The organism is Paenibacillus sp. 01L418 (genome assembly GCF_056400045.1).
Genome location: NZ_JBFTSN010000436.1, coordinates 1 through 5,199 on the forward strand (window position 1 = coordinate 1; position 5,199 = coordinate 5,199).

Annotated in this window: 4 protein-coding genes and 1 pseudogene; 2 read left to right on the forward strand and 3 right to left on the reverse strand. The window is 41.8% G+C overall.

What is annotated here, in order from left to right; translation table 11 throughout:
- The 3 genes and pseudogenes from AC1DSE_RS29695 to AC1DSE_RS29705 form a co-directional block, all read right to left on the reverse strand.
- Positions 1-221 (reverse strand): annotated as a pseudogene (locus AC1DSE_RS29695) (hypothetical protein); the annotation flags it as partial.
- A 275-nt stretch (positions 222-496) separates the two neighbouring features.
- Positions 497-2,440: an ATP-dependent DNA helicase gene (locus AC1DSE_RS29700; RefSeq protein ID WP_477528657.1), complete on the reverse strand. Its 1,944-nt coding sequence runs from the start codon at positions 2,438-2,440 to the stop codon at positions 497-499.
- Positions 2,441-2,579: 139 nt separating this feature from the next.
- Complete coding sequence (locus AC1DSE_RS29705; protein ID WP_477511850.1) at positions 2,580-4,148, reverse strand: glycosyltransferase; 1,569 nt, start codon at positions 4,146-4,148, stop codon at positions 2,580-2,582.
- A gap of 107 nt (positions 4,149-4,255) precedes the next feature.
- On the opposite strand from AC1DSE_RS29705, the gene AC1DSE_RS29710 reads away from it, so the two are divergent.
- Both AC1DSE_RS29710 and AC1DSE_RS29715 read left to right on the forward strand, forming a co-directional pair.
- Positions 4,256-4,609 carry a DUF5658 family protein gene (locus tag AC1DSE_RS29710; RefSeq protein ID WP_441882325.1) on the forward strand — a complete coding sequence of 118 codons (354 nt, stop codon included), beginning with the start codon at positions 4,256-4,258 and terminating at the stop codon, positions 4,607-4,609.
- 95 nt (positions 4,610-4,704) lie between these two features.
- A partial coding sequence (locus AC1DSE_RS29715) for a chloride channel protein (protein ID WP_477528658.1) occupies positions 4,705-5,199 on the forward strand: 495 nt, incomplete at its 3' end.

The window sequence follows — 5,199 nt, forward strand, 5'->3', positions numbered from 1 at the left end:
GTTAAAAACGATTTTGAGACGGTTTTGCCTTCTCCTTGAACAGACATTAACGCTCTCAAAATATGCTGATCAATCAAATCACAATCTGCTAATCCATTTACAAAAACAATAGCTGCGCTTATACCCGTATCCCCAATAGAGCACTCACGCACCAAAACATCGGAATGAAACTCCATTTGTTCATGAATGGCTTTCAGCCGAACTTGAATATTTTCGCTCATCGGATTATTCATCATCAGCTTGGCGATAACGATTAAAAATAGATGAGATAAGAAGAGGAATCACGAGGGTGACAACAGCTTGTACGCATACCGTCCAATTAGGAATGTTTATCTGATCGTGTAAAGCCATAGCACATACACTCCTTGTTGTTTTTTGTCGAATTATTCCTATTTTTGCCGTAATGGGTAGGTTATAAACTTATGTTCGTTCAAAGTGCAGGAATAAAAAAAAGAGAAGGGTTTCCCCTTCTCCTTATTTGAACCTTATTCTCTTTTTAGGAATAACTTAATGCTACACCTTTCGGAAGCACACCTTCCACTTGTTCACGCACATAGCTATCATTCATTTTTTGGCCAAAAATAACGATTTTCCCGCTGTCTTCACGTGTTCTAATCAAACGTCCAATGCCCTGACGTAATCGAAGCAGCATATACGGCATATCCACTTGTTCGAATGGTAATTCCGAGTCATTCCGTCTCGCTGCGAATAATGGATCATTTGGAGGAAACGGAAGTTCCCACACAATAACCTGGGAAAGAGATGGACCAGGAATATCTAAACCTTCCCATAATGTCACTGCACATAAAATGCTGGCTTCATCCTGTTGAAACTGTTCAATCAAATAGCTAATTTCGCTTGTGCCCTCATAAAAGAAAGTATAAGCCGCACAATCCGCATGCTTGTCCGATTCTGCCTTAAATTGCTCTAGCTGCTCCATCGATGGGAACAAAATAAGCGATCTTCCGCCTGATTGCTTAAGCAAGCGATACGTTTCATTTACCTTATCGTTAAGCGCCGTAAACTGTTCAGCTTTTGGAATCTCCACAGTCATTTGCTGCTCATAGTCATATGGTGATGGAACCGAGAACGATAATGAGCTATCCATTCCCAATATGTCCATCATATATTCAAATGAGCCGTTAACCGAGAGCGTTGCTGAGGAAAATACGATTGGCATTTTACGAGATAAAACTTGCTCCTTCAACACTTCCTTCACCACTTTTGGCATGATGACGAGTGACGTTCCTTCTTTATCCTGCGAAACCCAGCTAATTGGCTTGTCCGCTTGCTTGAATAAGGAAAGCGCAAATTGAATCATTTCCAAATGCTCTTCAACGATTTTTAGCTGATACGTATCGATTGTGTATAAGCCGCTTTCGAATACGAGCTCTTCTTCTATAACCGATAGCGTATCCTGCAAACGATTAATTTCACGAATAAGCTCCGCACTCCAAATGATTTCCTTGCGATCCGAAGCAGGAACCTTCTGGCTGTGCTTATTCAACATTTTAAATAAGAATTCACTTTGGGCAATCGCATCCTCAACAGCTACAGCAAGAGTTTCACGAATCTCTTCTTGCAGCAGTCTTATGACGATTCCTTCAAAAACAGCATGATTCAGCTTGTAAGTCAGCGCTTGCTGTGCGGCTGTTTCAAGCAGATGGCCCTCATCAAATACTACAGAGCTGTACTCTGGCAGCAATGGAAGCTGGCCTTCACGTTTTCTTGCGTCATATGTCCATATATGCTCCATATAGAAATCATGCGAGCAAATAATGACATCTGCAGATTTGCGATAATGGTCGCGTGAGAGTGTTTGACCACAGCGATGTCTAACGTCACACACTAAGCAGTCCTGAAATACATCCCAGCCCAGCTCGTTCCACTGCTCATCATTTAAGCTTGGGTAGTCCTTGCGATTTCCATATGGATGGAAGCTTTGCATAGAATCCTGCTTATGGACGAAGCTTGGAAGTTCACGATATATATTGTCATATAGCTCCGCGTTATCTTGTCCAGCTCTTGYATTATCCAGCTTTTTCAAGCAAATATATTGATCTGCTGATTTGCCTAATCTAGCATCAATCGTTAGATCCAAATATTTTCCAAGCTTTGCAATATCGCCTTCAGGCTTTACAAGCTGCTCAATTAAGGATTCATCGGCACAAGCAATAATTGCTGGTTTTCTTGTGTACCGAGCATAGGTGATCGCATACAACAAGTAAACGAATGTTTTACCTGTTCCAACTCCAGCTTCAGCAAATATCGTTTGTTTATCTGCAAAAGCACGTTCCAATTGAAAAGCCATATAAATTTGTTCATCTCTAATTTCAAAACCAGCTTCAGGCAGCTTCTCATAAAAAACATCAGCGATCCAATCGCTAGCCTGTTGTATAAAAGGTTGTTTCGGGTCAAACTCAAATGGATATTTATTCAAGGTTGCTTGCCTCCATATAGTAGGCACAACCGGCTGTATGCGGACACACAGCCGGTTGTGAAATCTCCTGCACTATTCGTACACTCAAATATATCACTAGAGTGTATGCTTAGTCAAAGGTTATGATTTATTTGCTTTATTACTCTATCCATTTCACCAGATTCGGCTTCTCATCCAAAATGGATTCATATTGCTCCTTCCAGCCATAAATCGCATCAGGATCAAGCTTCTTGTACCGGTCGTATTTATGCAAACGATCTTGCTCCCGCGCCCAGCCGAAATGTTTTACACGCAGGTTTGACGTCTTATTAGCAAGTGAATAAATGTTTTCAGGAAATCTCCCGCAGTGCTGAGGGGTTTGCTTCCACACATAAGAAAATCCCTCTACATATTTCAATAAAAATGGGCGGTACACGCTATGGGCATTCCAGTATACATCCTCGCGATAATGATCTTCCGACCAAAAATCAAATAATCGAAACAAATAAGTGAACGTTTCCGTATCGTTTAGCAGCACTGGCAGCTCTTCCTTAAATTTTTGCTCAAAATATTCATCCGCATCCATATTCAGAATCCACTGCGGCCGAATGCGAATCGTTTCTTCCCATTGCTGCGTTCTTAGCTTTACTTCATTATGAAATTGCGAGCTTTCGTTTTTAATATAGGTCAACGGAATGCCGGCAAGGCATTCATGAACGATTTCCCCGGTATGATCCGTGCTTCCATCGTCAATAATGACCGCATGATCTATATATTCCTTATGATGCTCAAGCACTTCCTTTAAAAAGCGCTCTCCCTCATTTTTTACGATCATAGATAACGTAAGCTTAGGACCTGCTGTGGGCACAATGATCGTAGGTCCTTGTGCTGGCAACATATTCGAATTTGTATATGCTTTGTCCTGCGTGGATTCCATAAACAATATAGCGCGCTCAATATCCGATTCTCGGTAGATATGAAAGGCTGGGTATCTGGTGTCCACGTACAAATCGATGCCAAGAGCAACTGCTCGAATGCAGAAATGACGATCTTCGCCCCAAAATGATACATTCGAGATCGTCCGAAATGATATCGGCTTCTCCAGTGCTGAGCGAGTGATATACGTGCATGCACCAAGGCCGCCAACCTGATAAACACCAGGTACTCTAAGCTTCATTAGAAACATGACAGCCGCTTCCGCACCGTCACCGGCTTTTACTGTTCCATCTGACTGAAACGGCCAATACGTATCCTTCAGCCAAACCTGCGGCATTTCCATCGTATTAGGCTGCCACTGTGTCCAGAAAATAGTGGAAATGATCTCTTTCTCGGAAGAAATCAAAGATTCAATTGCTTCCGGGTGAATCAGCAAATCCGAATCAATGAGGAATAGTCCATCATATTGCTGCTCTCTCGCTGTTTGGATCATATGATCCTTCCAGCTTGCGATTTTATCAATTAAATCATTGCTCCAGTAATGAGTAAACTCATCCCTTGCATATGGTGTTATCGAATCGCCTCTTATTAAGATGGTTTCACTTTCATTGTTCTCTTTTTGCTTCGATATAAAATCGCTCAGCAATTGCGAGGACTCCTCGTTATCATTGTCGTCAATAAAGAAATAATCTACTTTAAAAGAGCTTGCTTCGATTCGCGCAAGCGAGGCTAAAAAGTGACGCAATATGGTCGGTCTTTGGCGAATGGGACTTCCAATCAATATTCGCTTCAACGTTAGGCCTCCTTTATTCCACAGAAATTCCTTAGGAATGATAATCCATATGAGGCATATGCATCTATTATGCAAAACCCAGATCATTTTTTCAGAATGGAGGCTTAATGGCCATTACTGCTCTCAAAGAATGGGACTTAAAACCGCTGCTGTTCGGATTGCTGTTTCTTTGCTTTGCCGACGCTTTATTTACAGATATAGGCTTGAGGCTATCATTAATCGAGGAGCTCAATCCACTCGTACAAAAACTTTATGACTGGAATATCGTTAGCTACTATGGTATGAAGCTGCTGCTCCCGCTGCTGCTAATCCTCATTTATTATCGAATGAAAAATCGGTATTGGATCAACCCATGTATTCTTATTACGGTATTGATCTACTTTCTCGTCAATATTTATCACTTGGTTTGGATTTCTTACGGTGTCTATGACGGCTGGTTTTCACTTGATTCGCTGATATGAATTTCTTTACCTCTTCTAGGAGTGTTGTATAATAGCTAATAGAAACAATACAACATATTCCTTCTCTCAGGGAGCCAACGAAGGAGTTCACATGAATGATTGATGTAAGGCATTTCGCACCGCTCACACTTGCCAAATATATGTTGAAATGGCTGTTCATTGCTGGAGTCATCGGCATCCTCTCTGGTTCTGCTTCCGCATTATTTCTAGCCAGTCTTGAATTCGCAACCGAAACGCGTGTACAACATTTGTGGTTATTGTGGCTTCTGCCACTCGGCGGTGCCTTCGTAAGTTATCTTTATCTCAAGTTTGGGAAAGAAGCAGGTAGAGGAAATAATCTAATTATAGAGCAAATACATACCGGTAATGGCTCCATCCCATTAAGAATGGCACCACTTGTTCTGATTGGAACTTTAATCACCCATTTATTTGGCGGATCTGCTGGTCGAGAAGGTACTGCAGTACAAATGGGCGGCAGCTTAGCGGAATGGTTTGGCAAGCTTATTAAAAGAGGCCCGCTTGATCGCAAAATCATTTTGATGTGCGGCATTAGCAGCGGCTTTGGTGCTGTCTTTGGCACACCTCTAGCC

What these genes read in the sequence shown, in the direction of transcription:
- AC1DSE_RS29710 (WP_441882325.1), top strand. Translation starts at nt 4,256, where the DNA reads ATGGCCATTACTGCTCTCAAAGAATGGGACTTAAAACCGCTGCTGTTC.